The organism is Celeribacter persicus, assembly GCF_003050785.1.
GTDB classification, from domain to species: domain Bacteria; phylum Pseudomonadota; class Alphaproteobacteria; order Rhodobacterales; family Rhodobacteraceae; genus Celeribacter; species Celeribacter persicus.
Genome location: NZ_QAOH01000002.1, coordinates 313,876 through 333,203, shown reverse-complemented (window position 1 = coordinate 333,203; position 19,328 = coordinate 313,876). Strand labels below are relative to the sequence as shown.

Sequence of the window (19,328 nt, the reverse complement as noted above, 5' to 3'; positions counted from 1 at the left end):
CGCACTCAGTGCGCCATCATTTCCGTAGCAATCTCGGATGCGCTCAGACCGGCCGGATAATAGGTCGGCCAGTTGGTCAGTTCTTCGAGCACGGCGGCGCGGTCATCCCCCCAATAGAGGTGGTAGTGATCGGCCTTCGAGGGGAAAATGCGGTGATCGCTGAACTGGATGTATTGCGGGGCCTCTGCATCGCCCGCGACTTTCTCGAAGATGAAGCGCACGCCACGGTTGCCTTTCGAATAGGTCAGAATCTCATAGCCGTCGCTTTTATATTGTCCGGCAATGGCAGAGGCGCTGCGATGGAAGGTGACCATGTTGCCGTCGATCCCGATCCTGTCCACGTCGGTGGCATAGCCGGTGGTGTAATAGGCGGTGTATTCGGCGACGCTCTTGTCGCCATGTTCGGCCTTGTGCGCCATCACGGTGTCGAGTTTGCCTTCGCTCAGGAGCGGGTAGACGGATTGCCAGTCGCCTTCCCAGTCGGACAGCGGACGGTCCGCGATCTGGCTGTCTTCGAAATAGCCCTTATAGATTTCGGCATCATGATTGTGCGCATGGCTGCTGTGATCATGGGCCTGTGCCTGTGGGGCAAGCGACAGTGCAGAGGCCAAGGTGGCAGCAAAGGCCAGAGCGATGGTAGTCTTGTGCATAGGGACTTTCCTTGGGGTGTTTGTTGGAGCTTGGCGTATAGAGGCTATGCATGAAAAGTTATGTTATAATATAACAAATCCTGCATAAAGAAATCGCCACCGGGAGGCAAGGGGAAAGCGGGGGGATCGTGCGTTCAGCGCACAGGAAAGCGGCGCTCAGATGCTCTTGCGCGCCAGCCACACGGAATGCCCGGTGCAGCCCGGATCTTCGGGGGTGAAGGCGATGACCTCCATTCCCTGATCGGCCATAAGCTGTCGGTATTCGTCGGGCGAGAGCGACGCATGGTAGACGGTTTCGTGCTCGACACTGCCGATTGCCTCACCGGCCTCGGGGCCCGAGGTGAACAGAAGCGTGCCACGCGGGTTCAGGTGACGTGCGAAAGTGGCGAACATCTCGCGCTGATCCGTCACCGAGAGGTGGAAGAAACTGTCCCATGCGACGACCGCATCGAAGGTTTCTCCGAGGTCGAGCCCCCGCATGTCGGCATGGATCGCCCGTGCGCGCGGCAGGTTCTGCCGAAACAGCGCCACCATGGCCGCCGCCCCATCGACACCCGTTACCTCGCAACGCCGGTCTGAAAGGTATTGCGCAATGGGTCGCCCGGAGCCGCAACCGAGATCGAGCACATTGCGCTTGCCACCGGTCTGGGGCGTATAGCCCATCATCCGGTCGAGCCAAGGCCGCTCGAACAGGGTTTTCTCGCGTGCAAGGTCAAAGGCGCGGGCCTGACGTTCGTAGGTGGGAAGGATGTCTTCTGGTTTCATGTCACGCGACATAGGCCCGCGCGCGGGAGGCGACAAGCGGGACCGTTCACGGGTGGCGTCTTTCTGCTCACAATTGCGCGCGATCTGGCCGGGGATGTTTTGACCAACGCGCCGTCCCTGTATAAGGAGGGGCAAGTTATGTGCCCGTGACAGCGAGTCAGCGGGGCGCATGGGTGTGGGAACGATTGCAGGAAACCTCAGTGCTCAGATTCATCCTTTCCTTCTTCGGGACGATTTTCTCGTGGATCACCACGGGGTTGTTGCTGTTGGCCATCGTCATCGGTGGTATCTTTTGGATGTACGGGCGCGATCTGCCGAACCACGAGGCGCTGGCGCAATACCAGCCCCCGACGATCTCCCGCATTTATTCGGGCGAGGGCAGGATCATCGACGAGTTCGCCAAGGAGCGCCGCCTCTACACGCCGCCGGAGGAAATCCCCGATCTGGTGAAAAACGCCTTCATCTCGGCGGAGGACAAGAATTTCTACAAACACCACGGCTATGACCTGCGGGGCATGGCCTCTGCGGCGCTGACGGCGGCCAAGGGCGGCCCGCTGCGCGGCGCGTCCACCATCACGCAGCAGGTGATGAAGAACTTCCTTCTGGACGGCTCACGTTCCGCCGAGCGCAAGATCAAGGAGCTGATCCTCGCCACCCGTCTGGAACAGACGCTCACGAAGGACCAGATCCTCGGGCTTTATCTCAACGAGATCGACCTCGGTGTGCGCTCCTTTGGCGTCACGGCGGCGGCGCAGAGCTATTTTAACAAGACGCTTACGGAACTTGCGCCGGAAGAGGCCGCCTTCCTTGCGATCCATCCCAAGGCGCCTTATTCCTACAATCCGGCGAAGAACTATGACGGCGCGCTGGAGCGGCGCAATTACGTGCTGCGCGAGATGTACGAGAATGGCTATCTCAGCCAGGAAGAATACGAGACGGCGCGGGAGAAGCCGATCAAGACGGTGCAGACCGGCGATTACCCGTCTTACCGTGAAACCCTGCCGCCGCGCGATTATTTCACCGATGAAATTCGCCGTCAGTTGTCGAAGGATTTCGGCGAGGAGGAATTCTTCGAGGGCGGGTTGTCGATCCGCGCCACCATGGACCCGGAGATGCAGACGGTGGCGGCCCATTCCCTGCAACGTCGTCTGGAGGAACTCGACCGTTCGCGGGGGCTCTGGCGCGGCACCGGCAAGACCATTGATCCGGCGACACTCGATGACGGCTCATGGGAAGCGGCGCTGGCCGGTGTACGCGTGGCACGCGACATCACGCTCGACGGCACATGGTATGTCGGTGTTGTCAATGAGATCGGTGACGGCTCCATGTCCGTGATGGTCGAGGATGGCATTGGCGAGGTTTCGGTGCCGCGCGAGGACATCAAATGGATCAAGGGCAGTTTCCGCGATAATTTCTCCCGTGGCGACGTAGTGCATATCCGGCGCATGACCTCGGGGGATAACGGGGAGGGCGATCTGATCCGCTGGACCCTGCGTCAGGTGCCGGAGGTCGAGGGCGCTTTTGTGGCCATGGACGTCAACACCGGTCGCGTGATCTCGATGCAGGGCGGCTTTTCCTATGAGCACTCGGTGTTCAACCGCGCGACGCAGGCGACGCGCCAGCCGGGGTCGAGCTTCAAGCCCTTCGTCTATGCGGCTGCGCTGGACAGTGGTTTTACCCCCGCGACGATCATCGTCGATGCGCCCATCGAGGTGAACACACCGCAAGGTGTCTGGCGGCCCAAGAACGCGTCGAACAAATATTACGGTCCGACACCGCTCCGGACCGGGATCGAGCAATCGCGGAACCTCATGACCATCCGTCTCGCGCAAGAGATTGGCATGGACACGGTGGCGCGCTATGCCGAACGCTTCGGCGTTTATGACCATATGGGGCAATATCTCGCCTCCGCTCTGGGGGCCGAGGAAACCACCGTGTTCAAGATGGTCTCTGCCTATGCGATGTTTGCCAATGGCGGTGAGCGGGTGGAGCCGACACTGGTGGACCGGGTGCAGGACCGTTTCGGCCGCACGATCTATCGCCATGACGCCCGCATCTGCGAGGATTGCGAGGTGGCCTCTCTCGATCCCGGCGTCGCCCCCAGGATCGTTTCGAACCGTGAACGCATGATTAATGCGATCACTGCCTATCAGCTCACGTCGATGATGCAGGGCGTGGTGCAGCGCGGTACGGCCGCCGGCAAGGTCAACCTGCCGGTGCCGGTGGCGGGCAAGACCGGGACGACGAACGACGGTAAGGATGCGTGGTTTATCGGCTTTACCTCGAACATCGTGGCCGGTTGCTACATCGGCTACGACACGCCGCGCGCGATGCGGGGGGCTTCGGGCGGCGGCTATTGCGGCCCGGTGTTCAACAGCTTCATGCAGGAAGCGGTGAAGAAATACGGCGGCGGGAAATTCAAGGTGCCGCCGGGCGGTCACTTCATCAAGATCGACCGCTATACCGGCGCGCGCCTCAGCGACGATGCCTCCGGTCCGAACGTGGTGGCGGAATATTTCCGCGATGGCGAAGAGCCGATCTTCGGTCTGACCTATGATGGCGGTTTCGCCATGGGGGCCGACCTGCCGCTGTTCTCGGCGGGCGAGAGCGATAGCGAAGACGGTACGCGCGAGGTCCAGACCTCGACCGGGCGCACCATCACCGTGCCGGAGAAGGCGACAATCAACTCGCTCTCGTCGGGCGGGCTCTATTAGAGCGGGTTAGGTCGGGCTGCGATTCTGTGCTATCCTCGGGGCATTGATTGAATGCCTTGAGGTTTGCCATGGAGAACGATGTCTTTTTCCAATACCTGAAACTTTTTACCGAATACGTGCCGCTCTGGGTGCTTTTGCTTGGCGGCGTGGTGATCTGGCTGATCCGTCACCCGGAAAAACTCGATGCACTGACGCGCAATGTCGAAAGCGCCAAAATCGGCGAATTCGAGATCAAGCTGCGTAAGGTCGAGGAAAAGCTCGAAACCACGCAAGCGCAGGTCGAGGAACTTGAGGCGGAGAACACGCGGCTTTCCAGCCTTTACAATGAATTCGATGCCGATGCTGGGGCGAATGTGCTTCAGGTGGTGCGTCAGCAAGTGCATCACCGGGCGCGCGAACTGGACAATTTGTCACCGGTGCGCGAGGGGCTGAAACCCGGAGCTACCCCCGAAGAGATTTTCGTCGCCGCCGAGATGCTGCGCGAGCGGCGCGATACCGGCAGTTTCGATGCGCTGATTGACTGCATCGCGCGGATCGCGGCGGACCCGAAGCTGGAGGGGCTACGTTTCAAGACAGTCTGGAGCCTCGCCTCGGCGGTGCATAAGACTGTGTTGTCGGATGTCACCCATAACACCCCGCCACGTCTAACAGTGGATCAACTCAAACGTGCGCGTCATGTAATGGAAAGCCTGATGCAGAACGCTCATGTGCAACAGGATCGCCCCGATGCGCCGGAGGCGGGCATCCGTGGACCTGCGCAATTCGCGCTCAACTGGATCGAGAAGGGCCTGAAAAAGCACGAGCGCACGGGTTGATCTGTCTTTGACCGTTCTGTGATCGTGCCGGGCCCGGTCCGGGTCTTGTGTCTCGACCGTTTGCCGCGTATCTCTCTGCAAACTTTCGAAGACCGACAGGTGAGACCCGTGCGCGCTGAAATCCAGAATACCGTGGCCAAGATCGAGAAATCCGTGGCGCTGCTCAAGCAACGCATGGATTGGGAGACCGCGCCGCACCGGCTCGAAGAATTCAACGCGATGATCGAGGACCCGACGCTGTGGGATGACCCGGCGCGAGCGCAAAAGCTCATGCGCGACCGTCAGATGCTGATGGATGCGATGAAGACTGCGACGTCCATCGAGACGGAGATGAAGGACAACATCGAGCTTATCGAACTGGGTGAGATGGAAGAAGACGAGGAAGTTGTCACGGAGGCCGAGAATGCGCTTAAGGCACTCGCCGAAACTGCCGCCGAGAAGGAGCTTGAGGCTCTTCTGGATGGCGAGGCCGATGGCAACGATACCTTCCTTGAGATCAACGCGGGCGCGGGGGGCACCGAGGCCTGCGACTGGGCCTCGATGCTGCAACGGATGTATGTCCGTTGGGCGGAGAAAAAGGGCTACACCGTCGAGCTTCAGTTCGAGGAAGCCGGGGCCGAGGCCGGGATCAAGTCCTGCGGCTACAAGATCTCCGGGCCGAACGCCTATGGCTGGCTGAAATCCGAGAGCGGTGTGCACCGTCTGGTTCGGATTTCACCCTTTGGGAAGGGTACGCGCGAGACCTCCTTTGCCTCCGTCTGGGTCTATCCGGTGGTCGATGACAACATCGAGATCGAGGTGAACCCCGCCGACATCCGTATCGACACTTACCGTTCCTCGGGGGCGGGCGGTCAGCACGTCAACACGACGGACTCGGCGGTACGGATCACCCACCATCCGACCGGTATCGTGGTCACGTCTTCCGAGAAATCCCAGCACCAGAACCGCGACATCGCCATGAAGGCGCTGAAATCGCGTCTGTATCAAATGGAGCTGGAGAAACGCTCTGCGGCGATCAACGAGGCGCATGAGAACAAGGGCTCGGCGGGCTGGGGCAACCAGATCCGGTCTTACGTGTTGCAGCCCTACCAGATGGTGAAAGACCTGCGTACCAATTACGAGACCTCCGACACCCAAGGGGTGCTCGACGGCGATCTCGACAAGTTCATGGCGGCGACGCTTGCCATGGATGTGGCAGGCAAATCCCGTGCGGATGCGCAGGGCGAATAAGCCTCAGTCCGTCAGAACGTCCACCGCCGCCTCCCGGCCCGGCGAGGCGGGCGCGCGGCCTTGTTGCAGTTTCAGCATGTGAAAGCTGATCCGCCAGAGATGATAGCTTACTCGGTGGAGCCAGCGCATCGCATCGAGCCGCAGGCTCATCTCTTCGGCAGACAAACCGCGCCCGGGCGTTTGTTCCATGGTGTGCAGGCGAAAAATCTCACGCTGATCGCGCATCAGATGGCGCAGACGTTTGAAACGGCTTTCCGACATGCTGAGACCTTCGGCGGTGCCACTCTGCACCACGCATTGCGCGAACACCCGGCTGAGACGGCGCAGACGGCGATCTCTGGAAAATGCGGCGATGCGGTTGTCCTGTGTGCAACGGAAATGCAACCGGCTCAGGTGGTCGAGAAGATGCAGGATCGTAGCGCGTTGTGCGGCGCGGCTGGCGTCGTCTGTTTTCGGAATGGCTTCGACATAGCCACGCAACTCCGTGATCGCCTCGCGTAAACGCCGCAACTGCGCGGCCTCGTCGCGCGTGGCCTGCGGGTGCGCGATGCGGCGGGCGAGATAGGCGAACTGCGCTCTCACCAGCGTGTCGAATGTCGTGGTTGCGGCGTCGAGGGCGAGATTCGGATCGGCCAGCAATTCTTTGCCCAGAGCGCCGGTGAGTACAGGCCCCCGGTCGCGCACGATCCAGGTGATGAGCCGCGCGAAAGGAGACGTGAAGGGCAGGATCAGGATCACGCCGATGACGTTGAACCCGGTGTGAAAAGCGACCAGTGCGATCTGCGGATCGACCGGCACGGAGGGCAGGGCGATCAAGGCGCTGTAGGGCGTGAGCAGGAAAAACGCCATGGTCGCGGTCAGCAGGTTGTAGATCACATGCGACAGCCCGGTGCGCCGCGCTGCCGTCGAGCCGCCGAGCGTTGCGAGCGCGGCGGTCACGGTGGTGCCGACATCCATACCGATCACCATCGCCATGGCCTGCGGCAGGTTGATCGCGCTCGCGCCCAGCACGGCGAGCGCGGTGGCGACACCTGCGCTGGAAGATTGTGTGACGATGGTGATCGCCATCCCGATCAGGATCAGGGCGAGCCGCCCGACAATGCCGTCCTGTGGGAAATCGTCGGGGGTGATCAGCCCTTCGAAACCGCCGAGGCTGCTTTTCATCACGTCGATGCCGAGAAAGAGAAGCGCGAATCCGGCCAACGCGAGCCCCGCGAATTTCAGCCGTGGCCCGCCGAACATGCGTGCGAGCGCCCCGAGAAAGACCAGCGGCAGGGTGATTTGGCCCAAATCCAGCTTGAACCCGAGAATCGCGGTGATCCAGCCGGTGACGGTGGTGCCGATATTCGCACCGAAGATGATGCCGAGCGCCTGTGGAAAGGTCAGGAGGCCGGCGCTGACAAAGCCCACGGCGGTCACGGTCGTCGCACTCGAAGATTGAATCAGCGCTGTCGTCACTGCCCCCGTCACCGCCCCGCTAAGGGGCGTGCGGGTGAAATGCGCCAGAGCATGCCGCAGTGCCGACCCGCCCAGTTCCCGAAGCCCCTCGGTCAGCCAGATCATGCCGAACAGGAAAAGGCCGACACCCCCAAGCGCGTTTACGATATCTGCAAACATGATGTTTAGGCCGCTTTCACTGGAATTTCCTGACGGGTGTTTGACGCACTCTAGCATAGGGCCATGCCGCGTGTGCAGCTTTGATCTGGGCCACAGGGGGCGGGGTTTCGCCCTTCACGACCCTGTGACCGGCGGCTCTGTGACAAACTCACCGACAGGGCCGTGAGCGCTCGCATACAAATGTCGACAAGCGGGAAAACCCGCACATAAAAAAGGATACGCACAATGACGAAGCTCTTTGGGGCCCAAAGGCCCGATCCTGCTCTTCGTTCGGGAGGAGCAAACAGATGATGACGGAGATCAATCCGACGGAATTCACCCCATGGGCCTCGCTGTTCGGTGGGGTGCTGATCGGTACGGCAGCGGTGCTTTTGATGGCGTTTCAGGGCCGGATTTTCGGTGCGACCGGCATTCTCGCGGGTTTTCTGAGCCCGGCGAACTCGTCCGACTGGGCCTGGCGCGCGGTGCTCTTGGCCGGGATGATGACCGGACCGGTGGCTTATGCGCTTTTCACAGGGCATATGCCCGAGGTCGAGGTGCCGGTGTCGAAACTCGCGCTGATCGTCGGCGGGTTCATCGTCGGCATCGGTGTGACATATGGTTCCGGCTGCACCTCCGGGCACGGGGTCTGCGGCATGTCGCGGCTTTCTCCACGCTCGATCGTGGCGACGCTGTCCTTCATGTTTGCCACGGCGGTGACGGTCTTCGTCATCCGGCATGTTCTGGGAGGGGCGTGAGATGAAACTGGTTCTGACCTATGTGATCGGTCTGATCTTTGGCCTCGGCATTTCGATGTCCGGCATGGCGAACCCCGCGAAAGTTCTGAATTTTTTCGACTTTTTCGGAGTTTGGGACCCGTCCCTGATGTTCGTGATGGGGGGCGCCGTGACGGTGAGTTTCTTTGGTTACCGCTGGTTGTTCAAACGCTATGAGACGCCTGCTTTCGAGCCGAAATTCATCGTGCCGAGCTCGCGGGTGATCGACGCGAAACTGGTCGGTGGTTCGCTCGTGTTCGGCGTCGGTTGGGGCATCGCGGGCTTTTGCCCGGGCGGCGCACTCCCGGCGCTCGGCACCACGGACCTGAACGTCTGGGTGTTCTTTGTCGCACTTGTCGCAGGGATTTTCGCGGCGAAGTTTGCCATGAAACAGACCGCGGCGCGTCAAATGTAACGATTGCGAAACCGCCGGGCTTTGGTCCGGCTCACGGTCAGGCCGCGTGCGGGCGGTCTGACATTTTGAAACACCGGCATGAAACAGGGTGCGGCCCGTTTCGTGCAGAGAAGAGGAGAAAACCATGGGTTCCAATTACCCCGTCGATCTGTCGGTGAAACCCGACGTCAAAGCCTTTTTCGATCCGGCCACCTGGACGATTTCCTACGTGGTGAAGGATCCGAACTCCGACGCCTGCGCCATCGTGGATAGCGTCATGGACATCGACTATGCCGCCGGGCGCATCACCTATGAAAGCGCCGACGAGATCATCAAATACGTGAAAGAGCAGGGGCTCAAGGTCGAGTGGCTGATCGAGACCCACGTTCACGCCGACCACCTCTCCGCCGCGCCCTATATTCAGGATGCGCTCGGCGGCAAGATCGGGATCGGTGAGCATATCGTCACCGTGCAGGAAACCTTTGGCAAGGTCTTCAACGAGGGCACCGAGTTTCAGCGCGATGGCTCGCAGTTCGACCGTCTGTTCAAGGATGGCGACACCTATTCCGTCGGTTCGATGCAGTGCTTTGCGATGCATACGCCCGGCCACACGCCAGCCTGCATGGTGCATGTGATGGGCGATGCAACCTTCACCGGCGACACGCTGTTCATGCCCGATGGTGGCTCGGCGCGGGCCGACTTCCCCGGTGGCGATGCGGGCGTTTTGTACGACTCGATTCAGAAGGTTCTGGCGCTGCCGGACGACATGCGTCTGTTCATGTGTCACGATTATGGCCCGAATGGCCGCGACATCGCATGGGAAACCACGGTGGGCGCCGAGAAGGAGCACAACATCCACGTCGGTGGTGGCAAGTCGAAAGAGGAATTCGTCAAGTTCCGCACCGAACGCGACGCACAGCTTGCCATGCCGCGCCTGATCATTCCCTCTTTGCAGGTGAATATGCGCGCTGGTGAATTGCCGCCGCCGGATCAGGACGGTAGAACCTTCCTCAAAGTTCCGGTGAACGGTCTCTGATCTCGTCTCTCAAGGCGTGTGGGGCCGGGCCGGTCCCACGCACAGGAGACGCAAGATGGATTTCAACAAGATCAACGACCAGATCACGGTCAGCAGCCAGATTACCCCCGAAGAGGTCACGATCCTCAAGGACAAGGGATTCAAGACCCTGATCTGCAATCGCCCGGACATGGAAGTCGATCCGGGCTTCGAGGCGGAGGTCATGGAAAAAGCGGCGCTGGAGGCGGGGCTCAACTTTGCCTACCTGCCGATCTTCCCGGGCCAGTTCCCGGAAGAACTGATCGAGGAAACCGCCCGCATCCTCAGCGAGGAAGACGGGCCGGTCTATGCCTATTGTCGCTCGGGCACGCGCTCGACGACCGTTTGGGCGCTGTCGCAATCGGGGCGGATGGACCCGGACGAGATCATCTCGCAGGCGGCGGGCGCGGGCTATGACATGCGGGGTCTGAGACCCTATCTGGCGGGATAAACGCGCGTCTTTCGTGCGTCGCTCCGCCGTCACAACGGTTTTCGGGACGATTGCCTGAGGGGGCACTTCGTCCCCTATAAAGGAGACGCACGAATGGACATCAAGAAGATCACGGACGGTCTGTCGGTTTCCGGCCAGATCCAGCCGGAAGACATGGAAAAGCTCAAACGTCGTGGCTTCCGCGCGGTGGTGTGTAACCGCCCGGATGGCGAGGCCGCCGATCAGCCGAGCCATGAGGAGATGGAGCGCGCCGCGCGTGAAGCGGGGCTGGAATTCCTCTACCTGCCAGTGACGCCGGGCATGGTGACGGAAGAGACCGCCACCGCGTTTCGCAAGGCGCTGACCGAATTGCCGGGGCCGGTCTTCGGATTTTGTCGCACCGGGACACGCACCACGACGCTCTGGTCGCTGGCGATGGCCAAGGAGAAATCCGTGGTCGACATCCTCGCCGCCACGAAGGCAGCGGGTTACGACATGACGGGTGTGGCGCGCCGGATTGCCAATGGCGGCGTGACGCCGACCGACAGCGTCGAAGACGCCAAGCATGACGTTGTGATCGTCGGTGGCGGTGCGGCGGGTGTGGCCGTTGCGGCCTCGCTCAAATCGCGCAAGCCCGATCTCGACATCGCGATCATCGACCCGGCGGATATTCACTATTACCAACCGGGCTGGACCATGGTCGGCGCAGGTGTCTTTGAGCCTGCGACGACGGCGAAGACCATGGGGTCTTTGATCCCGCGCGGGGTGCATTGGCTCAAATCCGCCGTGGCGGCGTTTGAACCGAAGAACAACGCGGTCATTCTCGACGGTTGCCGGGTGGTGAAATACGACCGACTGATCGTCTGTCCGGGTCTGAAGCTCGATTGGGACAAGATCGAAGGCCTCGTGGAAACGCTTGGCAAGAACGGTGTGACTTCGAACTACCGTTACGACCTCGCGCCTTACACTTGGGAACTGGTGAAGGGGCTCAAGGGCGGCAAGGCCGTCTTCACCCAACCGCCGATGCCGATCAAATGCGCGGGCGCGCCGCAGAAGGCGATGTATCTTTCCGCTCACAACTGGGAAGAGGCCGGTGTCCTGAACAACATCGACATCCAGTTCATGAACGCGGGTGGCGTGCTCTTCGGGGTTAAGGATTACGTCCCTGCACTTGAGAAATATGTCGAGCGTTACGGCGCGCATCTGAACTTCTTCCACAACCTGAAATCCATCGACGGTCCGGCGAAGAAAGCGACCTTCACCGTGGCAAAACCGGACAGCGAGCCGACTGAGATCACCGTCGATTTCGACATGATCCACGTTGTGCCGCCGCAAAGCGCGCCGGATTTCATCAAGGTCTCGCCGCTTGCAGATGCCGCCGGATGGGTCGATGTGGATCAGATCACGCTGCGCCACAAGGAATATGACAACATCTGGTCCTTGGGCGACGTGATGAACGCGCCCAACGCCAAAACCGCCGCCGCGGCCCGGATGCAGGCACCGATTGTGGCCGAGAACGTGGCCGCCGACATCGACGGCAAGGGGCCGCAGGCCGGTTACAATGGCTACGGCTCCTGTCCGTTGACGGTGGAGAAGGGCAAGATCGTGCTTGCGGAATTTGGTTATGGCGGTGTGCTTCTGCCGTCCTTCCCGAAATGGGTGCTCGACGGCACCAAGCCGACGCGCAAGGCCTGGTGGCTCAAGGAACAGATCCTGCCGCCGATCTATTGGAAGGCCATGTTGCGCGGCAAGGAATGGATGATCAAACCCGAAAAAGTCTCCGCGAAATAAGAGCGTGGGGCGGACGCGAGCTTCGCCCCTATCCTCTTTGCCCGATGACCAGAACAGAAAGGACAGGCACGCCGTGTCGTTCGATCCGCGTCTTTTGAAACGCTACCTCCCCATTCTCGATTGGGGCTCCAAATACAACGCCAACGCTTTTGCCAATGACGGTATCGCCGCGATCATTGTGACGATCATGCTGATCCCGCAATCGCTGGCCTATGCGCTTCTCGCCGGGCTTCCGGCGGAGGCGGGGCTTTACGCATCCATCGTGCCGATCATGCTCTACACGGTGTTCGGCACTTCGCGGGCTCTGGCTGTCGGCCCGGTCGCCGTGGTTTCGCTGATGACCGCCGCCGCCGTCGGTCAAGTGGCCGAGCAAGGCACGGCGGGGTACGCTACCGCCGCCATCACGCTCGCCTTCCTGTCGGGGGCGATGCTGGTGGGGCTCGGGCTTTTCCGGCTCGGGTTTCTGGCAAATTTCCTGTCGCACCCGGTGATCGCGGGCTTCATCACGGCCTCGGGCATCCTGATCGCGGCGAGCCAGCTCAAGCACATTCTCGGCGTCAGCGCGGGTGGCCACACACTCATCCATCTGCTCGAAAGCCTTTGGACCCATCTGGGTGAAATCAACTGGATCACGCTGGTGATCGGGGTTCTGGCGACGGCCTTCCTGTTCTGGGTGCGCAAGGGCCTCAAACCGCTCCTGAGAAAAGCCGGTCTCGGGCCGCGTCTCGCCGATGTGGTGACGAAGGCGGGGCCCGTGGCTGCCGTTCTGGTGACAACGCTGGTCGTCGGTGTCCTCCGCCTCGACCAGCACGGCGTGCGCATCGTCGGTGAAGTGCCGCAAAGCCTGCCGCCTTTCACATGGCCGATCAGTTCGCTGGCACTGTTGCAACAGCTCTTCATCCCGGCGCTGCTGATCTCGATCATCGGCTTTGTGGAATCCATTTCGGTCGCCCAGACGCTTGCCGCCAAGAAACGTCAGCGTGTGGACCCGGATCAGGAACTCATCGGTCTGGGCGCTGCCAACCTCGGCGCTGCCTTCACCGGCGGCTTTCCGGTCACCGGCGGGTTTTCCCGCTCTGTCGTGAACTTCGATGCGGGTGCTGAAACTCCGGCTGCGGGAGCATTCACCGCCGTGGGTCTCGCAATCGCGGCGCTGTTCCTCACGCCGCTGATCTACTTCCTGCCGCAGGCCACGCTGGCCGCGACCATCATCGTCGCCGTGCTGTCTCTGGTGGATTTCAAGATTCTCAAGACCACTTGGGGCTATTCGAAAGCCGATTTCACTGCCGTTCTCGCCACCATCGTTCTGACGCTGGTCTCCGGTGTTGAGGTGGGCGTGTCGGCGGGGGTGATCCTGTCCATCGCGCTGCACCTCTACAAGACCTCGAAGCCGCATATCGCGGAGGTGGGTCTGGTGCCGGGGACCGAGCATTTCCGCAACATCAAGCGCCACGAGGTGCTGACCACGCCGGAGATGGTGACGATCCGCGTCGACGAGAGCCTCTATTTCGCCAATGCGCGTTTCCTTGAAGATTACATCCTCGACCGGGTGGCCGAGGACAAGGCGATCCAGCATGTGGTGCTGATGTGTCCCGCGGTGAACGAGATCGACAGCTCGGCTCTGGAAGCGCTCGAAGAGGTCAACAAGCGTTTGGCGGACAGCGGTATCAAGCTGCATCTGTCCGAGGTCAAAGGCCCGGTGATGGATCGCCTGCAACGCTCGCATTTCCTGCATGACCTGACGGGGCAGGTCTTCCTGAGCCAGTTCGCGGCGATGAAGGCTTTGGGGGATGTGACGACCCCGCCGGGCGAAACCGACGCGGCCTGAGATCGCACGAATGTAACATCTAAACGCCCTCCCCAATCGGGAGGGCGTTTTACTGTTTGTATCTGTGGGGTTAATGGCAGAAATCTGCGAGAGAGGAAGAGGCGATAAAGTCCAAAGCCATGCCACTTTTGAAATGGTATCAGTACACCAGCCGCACAAGGCCCAGCGTCAGCACCGGGAAGGTCACGAGGATGGCGACGCGGATCAGATCGGTGAGGACGAAAGGCAGCGTGCCCTTGAAGGTCTCGGAGATCGGCACCTCAGGATCGAGCGCGTTGATGATGAAGAGGTTCATGCCAACGGGCGGGGTGATCAGCCCGACCTCGACCACGATCAGCACGATGACCCCGAACCAGAGGCCGAACTCGCCGGGCGGCAGGCCGAAATCCAGCCCCGCCATGATTGGGTAGAGGACCGGGATGGTGAGAAAGATCATCGACAGGCTGTCCATCACGCAGCCGAAGGCGAGATACATCAGCAGGACGGCTGTGAGGATGAGCCATGGTGACAGCGTCAGCCCCTCGGCCCATCCTGCGGCGGCCATGGGCAGGCCGGAAAGCGCGAGAAAATTGTTGAACATCTTCGCCCCCAGAAGGATCAGGTAGATCATGCCCGACGAGGCGGCGGTTTCCAGCACCGCTTCGCCCATGCCGCGCCACGACAGATCGCCGGAGAGCAAGGCCACGAGGCCGGTGCCCGCTGCGCCCACGGCGGCTCCTTCGGTCGGGGTGAATATGCCGAGATAGATGCCGCCCACGACCATGCCGAAGATGACGATCACCGGCCAGACCCTGATCAGTGCGGCGATACGTTCCGGCCAGGGAGCACGGGTGCGGCTTTGACAGCAATCGGGGCGGATGCGCACATAGATCGAGATGCAGATCATGTAGCCGATTGCGGCCATGAGGCCGGGGATGAAGGCCGCGAGGAAGAGCTTGGCGATATTCTCTTCGGCCAGCATGGCATAGATCACGAGGATCAGGGAGGGCGGGATCAGGATGCCCAGAGTGCCGCCCGCCGCCAACGAGGCAGAAGCAAGGCGACCGGAATAACCGTAGCGTTTCAACTCCGGCAGGGCGGTCTTGCCCATGGTGGCGGCGGTGGCCAGAGACGAGCCGCAGATCGCACCGAACCCCGCGCAGGCCCCGACGGCGGCCATGGCGACGCCGCCCTTGCGATGGCCGAGCCATGTTTCCGCCGCCTTGAACAGTCCCGCAGACATGCCGCCCAAAGTGGCGAAATGACCCATCAGCAGGAACAGCGGGATGATCGAGAAGGAATAGGAGGAAAACTCGCCATAGGTCAGATGCTTGAGCTGGCTCAGCATCATCAGGGAGTTGCCATTGAGCAGGTATGCGCCGCCAAAGCCCACGACCGCCATGGCGACCCCGATCGGAATGCGCAGGAAGATGAGCAGCAGAAGGACAGGGAAGGACCAGAGGCCGATCTCGATGCGGCTCATGCGCGGGCCTCCGGCAGGATCAGCGCGCGGGCGGAACGGAGCACGCAGAAACCCGCGACAATCACCGCGACGACCATCGCGGCCATGGCGGCGCGGTAGCCCCAGACCAGCGGGATTTGCAGGATGAAGGAGGTCTCGCCATAAGCGGCCTTGTCGAGCATGCCAAGCCAGAGCCGCCATGTCAGAAGGGCTGTGAAACCGAACATCAGTAGATCGCCTGCAAGATCGAGGAGCCGGTTGGGCCATGCCCCGAGCGCGGGTTTGATCAGGTCGACACGGGCATGGGCGCGGGAATATTGTGCATAAGGCAGGGCGGTGAAGACGGCGAAACCGATGCCAAGCCCCACCAGTTCGATATCACCGGGCACCGGAGCAAGGCCGAGCCCACCGAGTGCGCGACCGGCGACGGAGACACAGGTGACCGCGATCACCGCGAAAAGCCCGATGCCGCCGGCATAGGCCGTCAGCCGCGCCAGTTGGCCGATCCGTTTCGACAGTATCTGATACATGAGAACCGCCCTCATTCCTGTGACGGGTTTACCGGCTGCACCTTGCCGGTCAACCGCAAAAAGCCGGAAGTGGATGAGCCAAAACGCTTTGAAAGATGTTTGACTGCCGGGTCAAAACTTGTTTCTGATAGCGCCAACAGGGACCTTGTGCCGCTTTGCACGCCGGGCCCCCACGCGGCATAAGCAGCCGTGAGACAGAAGAGCCGGGAGACGGAATGACACAGGGTTCGCAACATCATCTTGAGACGGGATGGGCTTTTTCGGATGGGCAGGGGCACGATCTGACCGTGCCGCTGCCGTTCGATGCGGTCAGCGCGCTGGCGGATGCGGGGCTGATCCCGGAGCCGTATGCGGCGCGCAATGCCGAGGCACTGCGCTGGATCGCGGAGCGGGACTGGGTTTTGTCGCGCAAGGTGACATTGCGTGAAACGGCGGTGGAACTGGTGCTCGACGGGCTCGACGGGGAGGTCGATGTGAGCGTGAACGGACACCCCGTTCTGAGTGCCGACAACGCGTTTCGCACCTGGCGCGCGGATTTGTCGGATGTGGCGCGTGCGGGAAAGAATGAGATCACGCTGCGGTTTCGCTCCGTCGTGGCGGAGGCGGCGCGGCGGCAGGCGGCGCAGCCGTTTGACGTGCCCTGGCACAAGGGCAACTGTCCGATCCCCAACATCAACATGCTGCGCAAACAGCAATGCGATTTCGGTTGGGACTGGAACCCGGCGCTGGCACCGTTTGGTGTCACGGGGGGCGTGAGTATTTGCAGCACAAAGGAAACCCGGTTTGCGCGGGTCGAGGTGGTGCAGGAGCATCATGACATCGAGAGCGAGAGCGTTTCCGTGACGGTGCGGGCGCATCTGGTGGCAGCCGAAGAGGGCGCGACAGTTGAGATGCGTTTTGCGGACCGCACGCGCGAGGCGGTGGTTCAGGGCGGCGTGGCGGAGGCGAAGTTCTTCGTCGAGGTGCCGGAATTCTGGTGGCCCGCCGGGCAGGGTGCGCAGAAGCTCCATGATCTGGAACTGCGCTGTGGTGCGGTTGTGGCGACCCGGCGGATCGGGATCAGGCGGATCGAGCATGTAACGCTGCGCGATGACAAGGGGCTTGGGTTCAAATTCCGGGTCAACGGGCGCGATGTGTTCGCCAAAGGGGCGAACTGGGTGCCGGCCGAGGCCTTGTCGGGCCGGATCGACCGGGAGAAGGTGCGCGAACTGCTGCAATCTGCAGTGGACGCCAATATGAACATGATCCGGGTCTGGGGCGGCGGACGCTATGAGCCGGACTGGTTCTATGATCTTTGCGACGAGCTGGGCCTCATGGTCTGGCAGGATTTCATGTTCGCCTGCAATCTTTACCCGGCGGATGCGGATTTCCTTGCGAATGTGGCGGCGGAGGTGCGCGAGCAGGTCGCGCGCCTGTCGCATCACGCCTGTCTGGCGCTCTGGTGCGGAGACAATGAGATCATCGGCATGCTTGATGAGTTGACCGAAGGCGGGGCGGCGCGCGACCGGCATCTGGTGGCTTATGACCGGCTGAACCGCTGTGTCGAGGCGGCGCTCAGGGAGGTTGATCCAGAGGCGAACTGGTGGCCGTCCTCGCCCTCGCTCGGACCGCTTGATTTCGGCGATGCCTGGCACAGGGGCGGTTCGGGCGACATGCATGTCTGGGATGTCTGGCATGAGAACAAGCCTTTTGAGACCTATCGTGCGGTGCGCCCGCGCTTTGTTTCTGAATTTGGATTTCAGTCCTTTCCCTCGCGCGATGTGAATGCGCGCTGGATCGGCGATCTGAACCCATCCTCGCCCGCGATGGAGAGCCATCAGAAAAATACGGGCGGCAATGCGCGGATCGTGACCACGATGATGCGGGAGTTTCGCCTGCCGCAAAGTGCCGGGGATATGATCTACCTCAGCCAGATTCAGCAGGGGCTGGCGCTCAAGACCGCGATCTCCGCTTGGCGGGCGCAAAAGGGCGCGTGCTGGGGCACGCTCTATTGGCAGATCAACGACACATGGCCTGTGGCGAGTTGGTCGACGCTCGATTATGGTGGGGGATGGAAGCTTTCACATCACATGGCGCAACGGTTTTACGCGCCGATCTCGGTCGTGGTTGTGCCCGAAGAGAAACGAGATGTGTTCAGAATTATCAATGACTTCGGAGATAATATCGATGTGACGGTGCAGGTTGCCGCCGTCGATATGGCGGGGCGCGTACGGCCTTTGGCGGATGTCGAGGTGTCTGCCTGGCCGTCGAAGGCGCTGGAACTGTTCGATCTGCCCGCAGGCACGCTGCATGAGGATGAAATTTACGTGTTCACATGGCAGTATGACGGCGGTGCGGGCGGCGATGTCCATGCGCCGAAACCGTGGAAATCATATGAGCTTTTGAAACCTGAAATCTCCATGACAATCAGTGAGAAAGACGGTGACATTTCGGTGATATTGGAGGCGAAATCGCTTGCTCTTTTCGTGGCGCTCGAAGCCGATGTGCCGGGGCGGTTCTCCGCCAATGCTGTAACGCTTTTGCCGGGGATGCCCGCACAGATCGTCTTTACGCCACAAGAGGCAGGAAAATCTGTGAATTTCACCCTGAGAGACCTTTATTCCGCAACCATGGGAGGGAAGCCATGAAGCGTTCCACCGTCAACGAGATCATCCGCGAGGCGGATGCCTTCATGAAATCTTTCGGCTTCGTGATGCCGCCCTTCGCCTATCTGTCGCCCGAAGATCTGAGGGCATGTGTGGCGACAGATGGCGCGATGATCCGCGATCACATGATGGGTTGGGACATCACCGATTACGGTCAGGGAGATTATGAGCACCTCGGGCTGTTTCTGTTTACGCTGCGCAACGGCAATGCTGCCAATGTGGCGCGGGGCATGGGGCCTTTGTATGCTGAGAAGCTGTTGATCTCGGAAGAGAACCAGATCAGCCCGATGCATCACCACATCAAAAAGACGGAAGACATCATCAACCGGGGCGGCGGAACCCTTGTGCTGGAACTCTGGACCCGCGCGGAAGATGGCGGGTTCGATGAGGGCGCACCGGTGGAAGTGATGACCGACGGTCAGTTGCGGCGGTTGAAGCCGGGCGAGCATTTGGCGCTTGCCCCCGGCGAAAGCGTCACTCTTGAGCCGTGGCACTGGCATGCGTTCTGGGGCGAGGGTGGCAAAGTTCTGATCGGCGAGGTGTCGAATGTGAACGACGACCGCACCGACAACATATTTCGCGACCCCATTGGGCGGTTTTCGCAAATTGACGAGGATGCGCCACCGCTCCACCTTCTGGTGAGCGATTACGACAAATGGCTGTGAGGGA

At 61.1% G+C, this 19,328-nt stretch carries 16 protein-coding genes; 11 read left to right on the top strand and 5 right to left on the bottom strand.

The genetic code is table 11. The annotated features are described in order from the left end of the window. Positions 1-5: 5 nt before the first annotated feature. Both C8N42_RS04585 and C8N42_RS04580 read right to left on the bottom strand, forming a co-directional pair. Positions 6-650, bottom strand: a complete 645-nt coding sequence (locus C8N42_RS04585) for a ZinT family metal-binding protein (RefSeq protein WP_107815358.1) — start codon at positions 648-650, stop codon at positions 6-8. Between the two features lie 156 nt (positions 651-806). Continuing rightward, entirely contained in the window at positions 807-1,415 is a 609-nt protein-coding gene (locus tag C8N42_RS04580) for a class I SAM-dependent methyltransferase (RefSeq protein WP_107815391.1), read from the bottom strand. Positions 1,416-1,615: 200 nt separating this feature from the next. Here C8N42_RS04580 and C8N42_RS04575 point away from each other — a divergent pair, with 200 nt between their 5' ends. From C8N42_RS04575 to prfB, 3 genes are all read left to right on the top strand, one after another. Continuing rightward, positions 1,616-4,129 (top strand): penicillin-binding protein 1A, encoded by a 2,514-nt coding sequence (locus tag C8N42_RS04575; protein WP_107815357.1) that lies wholly within the window; start codon positions 1,616-1,618, stop codon positions 4,127-4,129. A 68-nt stretch (positions 4,130-4,197) separates the two neighbouring features. Continuing rightward, positions 4,198-4,944: a hypothetical protein gene (locus C8N42_RS04570; protein ID WP_107815356.1), complete on the top strand. Its 747-nt coding sequence runs from the start codon at positions 4,198-4,200 to the stop codon at positions 4,942-4,944. 108 nt (positions 4,945-5,052) lie between these two features. Next, on the top strand, positions 5,053-6,174 hold the full coding sequence (prfB, locus tag C8N42_RS04565; protein ID WP_107815390.1) for a peptide chain release factor 2: 1,122 nt from the start codon (positions 5,053-5,055) through the stop codon (positions 6,172-6,174). Between the two features lie 3 nt (positions 6,175-6,177). Here the strand turns inward: prfB and C8N42_RS04560 are convergent, their stop codons facing one another. Then, the gene (locus C8N42_RS04560) at positions 6,178-7,791 is read right to left on the bottom strand and encodes a Na/Pi cotransporter family protein (RefSeq protein ID WP_170109203.1); all 1,614 of its coding nucleotides are present in this window, start codon (positions 7,789-7,791) and stop codon (positions 6,178-6,180) included. 287 nt (positions 7,792-8,078) lie between these two features. Between C8N42_RS04560 and C8N42_RS04555 the strand changes: the two genes are divergently transcribed. The 6 genes from C8N42_RS04555 (at position 8,079) to C8N42_RS04530 (ending at position 14,043) form a co-directional block, all read left to right on the top strand. Further along, positions 8,079-8,528: a YeeE/YedE family protein gene (locus C8N42_RS04555; protein WP_107815354.1), complete on the top strand. Its 450-nt coding sequence runs from the start codon at positions 8,079-8,081 to the stop codon at positions 8,526-8,528. 1 nt (position 8,529) lies between these two features. Beyond that, positions 8,530-8,961 carry a DUF6691 family protein gene (locus C8N42_RS04550; protein WP_107815353.1) on the top strand — a complete coding sequence of 144 codons (432 nt, stop codon included), beginning with the start codon at positions 8,530-8,532 and terminating at the stop codon, positions 8,959-8,961. 124 nt (positions 8,962-9,085) lie between these two features. Next, positions 9,086-9,976 (top strand): MBL fold metallo-hydrolase, encoded by an 891-nt coding sequence (locus tag C8N42_RS04545; RefSeq protein ID WP_107815352.1) that lies wholly within the window; start codon positions 9,086-9,088, stop codon positions 9,974-9,976. A 55-nt stretch (positions 9,977-10,031) separates the two neighbouring features. Then, the gene (locus C8N42_RS04540) at positions 10,032-10,445 is read left to right on the top strand and encodes a protein tyrosine phosphatase family protein (RefSeq protein ID WP_107815351.1); all 414 of its coding nucleotides are present in this window, start codon (positions 10,032-10,034) and stop codon (positions 10,443-10,445) included. Positions 10,446-10,538: 93 nt separating this feature from the next. After that, complete coding sequence (locus tag C8N42_RS04535) at positions 10,539-12,215, top strand: bifunctional protein tyrosine phosphatase family protein/NAD(P)/FAD-dependent oxidoreductase (RefSeq protein WP_107815350.1); 1,677 nt, start codon at positions 10,539-10,541, stop codon at positions 12,213-12,215. A gap of 73 nt (positions 12,216-12,288) precedes the next feature. After that, positions 12,289-14,043, top strand: coding sequence for a SulP family inorganic anion transporter (locus tag C8N42_RS04530; RefSeq protein WP_211309144.1), 1,755 nt, complete (start codon positions 12,289-12,291; stop codon positions 14,041-14,043). Positions 14,044-14,182: 139 nt separating this feature from the next. Here C8N42_RS04530 and C8N42_RS04525 read toward each other — a convergent pair whose 3' ends face one another. Together C8N42_RS04525 and C8N42_RS04520 are read right to left on the bottom strand one after the other, a co-directional pair. Beyond that, entirely contained in the window at positions 14,183-15,505 is a 1,323-nt protein-coding gene (locus tag C8N42_RS04525) for a TRAP transporter large permease (protein ID WP_107815349.1), read from the bottom strand. Further along, a complete protein-coding gene (locus tag C8N42_RS04520; protein WP_170109202.1) occupies positions 15,502-16,014 on the bottom strand; it encodes a TRAP transporter small permease in 513 nt (170 codons plus the stop codon). Before C8N42_RS04520 ends, C8N42_RS04525 begins: the two co-directional genes overlap by 4 nt. Positions 16,015-16,229: 215 nt before the next feature. Here C8N42_RS04520 and C8N42_RS04515 point away from each other — a divergent pair, with 215 nt between their 5' ends. Together C8N42_RS04515 and C8N42_RS04510 are read left to right on the top strand one after the other, a co-directional pair. Further along, positions 16,230-18,641 (top strand): beta-mannosidase, encoded by a 2,412-nt coding sequence (locus C8N42_RS04515; protein WP_107815347.1) that lies wholly within the window; start codon positions 16,230-16,232, stop codon positions 18,639-18,641. Beyond that, on the top strand, positions 18,638-19,324 hold the full coding sequence (locus C8N42_RS04510; protein ID WP_107815346.1) for a D-lyxose/D-mannose family sugar isomerase: 687 nt from the start codon (positions 18,638-18,640) through the stop codon (positions 19,322-19,324). Before C8N42_RS04515 ends, C8N42_RS04510 begins: the two co-directional genes overlap by 4 nt. The last annotated feature ends 4 nt before the right edge of the window (positions 19,325-19,328 follow it).

Bases quoted from the DNA above. Each gene is read 5' to 3' on its own strand.
- C8N42_RS04525 (WP_107815349.1), bottom strand. From the start codon at position 15,505: ATGAGCCGCATCGAGATCGGCCTCTGGTCCTTCCCTGTCCTTCTGCTG.
- C8N42_RS04570 (WP_107815356.1), top strand. From the start codon at position 4,198: ATGGAGAACGATGTCTTTTTCCAATACCTGAAACTTTTTACCGAATAC.
- C8N42_RS04545 (WP_107815352.1), top strand. From the start codon at position 9,086: ATGGGTTCCAATTACCCCGTCGATCTGTCGGTGAAACCCGACGTCAAA.
- C8N42_RS04550 (WP_107815353.1), top strand. From the start codon at position 8,530: ATGAAACTGGTTCTGACCTATGTGATCGGTCTGATCTTTGGCCTCGGC.
- C8N42_RS04515 (WP_107815347.1), top strand. From the start codon at position 16,230: ATGACACAGGGTTCGCAACATCATCTTGAGACGGGATGGGCTTTTTCG.
- C8N42_RS04560 (WP_170109203.1), bottom strand. From the start codon at position 7,791: ATGTTTGCAGATATCGTAAACGCGCTTGGGGGTGTCGGCCTTTTCCTG.
- C8N42_RS04535 (WP_107815350.1), top strand. From the start codon at position 10,539: ATGGACATCAAGAAGATCACGGACGGTCTGTCGGTTTCCGGCCAGATC.
- C8N42_RS04540 (WP_107815351.1), top strand. From the start codon at position 10,032: ATGGATTTCAACAAGATCAACGACCAGATCACGGTCAGCAGCCAGATT.
- C8N42_RS04585 (WP_107815358.1), bottom strand. From the start codon at position 650: ATGCACAAGACTACCATCGCTCTGGCCTTTGCTGCCACCTTGGCCTCT.
- C8N42_RS04510 (WP_107815346.1), top strand. From the start codon at position 18,638: ATGAAGCGTTCCACCGTCAACGAGATCATCCGCGAGGCGGATGCCTTC.
- C8N42_RS04520 (WP_170109202.1), bottom strand. From the start codon at position 16,014: ATGTATCAGATACTGTCGAAACGGATCGGCCAACTGGCGCGGCTGACG.
- C8N42_RS04555 (WP_107815354.1), top strand. From the start codon at position 8,079: ATGATGACGGAGATCAATCCGACGGAATTCACCCCATGGGCCTCGCTG.
- C8N42_RS04580 (WP_107815391.1), bottom strand. From the start codon at position 1,415: ATGAAACCAGAAGACATCCTTCCCACCTACGAACGTCAGGCCCGCGCC.